The following is a 1684-nucleotide window of genomic DNA, read 5'->3' on the forward strand; positions in this document are numbered from 1 at the left end:
CCGCTCTCCCTCGCTCACCCCCCCCCCCCGCGCGCGCCCCCCCCCCCCCCCCCCCGGGCCCGGGGAGTGAGAACGATCACTCGGCGTCGAGCTGCGCACCGACCTCGTCGGAGATGTCGAAGTTGGCGAAGACGTTCTGCACGTCGTCGCTGTCCTCCAGCACGTCGATCAGCTTGAGGATCTTGCGGGCGCCGTCGACGTCCAGCTCGACCTGCATGCTCGGGAGGAAGTTGGCCTCGGCCGAGTCGTAGTCGACACCGGCGTCCACCAGCGCGGTGCGCACGGCGACCATCTTGGTGGCCTCGGAGACGATCTCGAACGCGTCGCCGAGGTCGTTGATCTCCTCGGGCTCCTGGTCGAGGACGACCTCGAAGAGCTTGTCCTCGTCCACGCCGTCAGCCTTGGGGACGATCACGACGCCCTTGCGGGTGAACAGGTACGACACCGAGCCCGGGTCGGCCATCGAGCCGCCGTTGCGGGTCATCGCGACGCGCACGTCGGAGGCGGCGCGGTTGCGGTTGTCGGTGAGGCACTCGATCAGGACGGCGACGCCGTTCGGGCCGTAGCCCTCGTACATGATCGTCTGGTAGTCGGCGCCGCCGGCCTCCAGACCGCCACCGCGCTTGACGGCGCGGTTGATGTTGTCGATCGGGACCGAGCTCTTCTTCGCCTTCTGGATGGCGTCGTAGAGGGTCGGGTTGCCGGCCGGGTCGGAACCGCCGGTGCGCGCCGCCACCTCGATGTTCTTGATCATCTTGGCGAAGAGCTTGCCGCGCTTGGCGTCGATCACGGCCTTCTTGTGCTTGGTGGTAGCCCACTTAGAGTGGCCGGACATTCGCCAGCTCCTTTACGTCGCCAAAGGGAAATGAAACAGATGAGATCTTACCGGTGTCGTCACCGGAAAGGCGCACACGGTCAGCGCCGTCCCAGGTGCTCCTCGACCATCGCGACGAAGTAGGCGTGCACCCGGTGGTCGCCGGTGAGCTCCGGGTGGAAGGAGGTCGCCAGCAGGTTGCCCTGGCGCACGGCCACGATCCGGCTCTCCGGACCGTCCGCGGCGGGCAGCTCGGCCAGCACCTCGACACCCGCGCCGACGCCCTCGACCCAGGGGGCCCGGATGAAGACGCCGTGCACCGGCGCGTCGCCCAGGCCCTCGAAGGCGACACCGGACTCGAAGGACTCGTTCTGGCGGCCGAAGGCGTTGCGGCGCACGGTCATGTCGATGCCGCCGACGGTCTCCTGGTCGTCCCGGCCGTCCAGGATCTTGTCGGCCAGCATGATCATGCCCGCGCAGGTGCCGTACACCGGCATCCCGGCGGCGACCCGCTCGCGCAGCGGGTCCATCACGCCGAACAGCAGCGCCAGCTTGGACATGGTGGTGGACTCCCCGCCGGGGATCACCAGCGCGTCGACCTCGGCCAGCTCCTCGGCACGGCGCACCGGGCGGGCGAGCGCGTCGGCCTCGGCCAGCGCGACCAGGTGCTCGCGGACGTCACCCTGGAGGGCGAGGACGCCGATGACTGGAGTGCTCACGGTCTTCAACCTCGTTCGATCGTTCTACGGATGTACGTGACGCGGCCCGCCGCGCGCCCCCGCCCCCGCGCGCGGGGGCGCGCGCCCCGTCGCCGACAACCCCCCGCGGGGGGGGTGGGCGGGGGCCGGCGCGGGGGAGGGAGGGAGGGAG

The 1684-nt window shown here is 70.3% G+C and carries 2 protein-coding genes; both read right to left on the reverse strand.

What is annotated here, in order from left to right; genetic code table 11:
* Window positions 1–76 precede the first annotated feature (76 nt).
* Window positions 77–835 carry a YebC/PmpR family DNA-binding transcriptional regulator gene (locus ACFV61_RS22775; RefSeq protein WP_063346810.1) on the reverse strand — a complete coding sequence of 253 codons (759 nt, stop codon included), beginning with the start codon at window positions 833–835 and terminating at the stop codon, window positions 77–79.
* Window positions 836–915: 80 nt separating this feature from the next.
* The gene (gene pdxT / locus ACFV61_RS22780; RefSeq protein WP_063350971.1) at window positions 916–1533 is read right to left on the reverse strand and encodes a pyridoxal 5'-phosphate synthase glutaminase subunit PdxT; all 618 of its coding nucleotides are present in this window, start codon (window positions 1531–1533) and stop codon (window positions 916–918) included.
* Between the last annotated feature and the right edge of the window lie 151 nt (window positions 1534–1684).

It is taken from the genome of Kitasatospora sp. NPDC059817, from assembly GCF_042731835.1.
Classification (GTDB): domain Bacteria; phylum Actinomycetota; class Actinomycetes; order Streptomycetales; family Streptomycetaceae; genus Kitasatospora.

Excerpts from the sequence above, each read along its gene's own strand:
- ACFV61_RS22775 (WP_063346810.1), bottom strand. The coding sequence starts at position 835 with ATGTCCGGCCACTCTAAGTGGGCTACCACCAAGCACAAGAAGGCCGTG.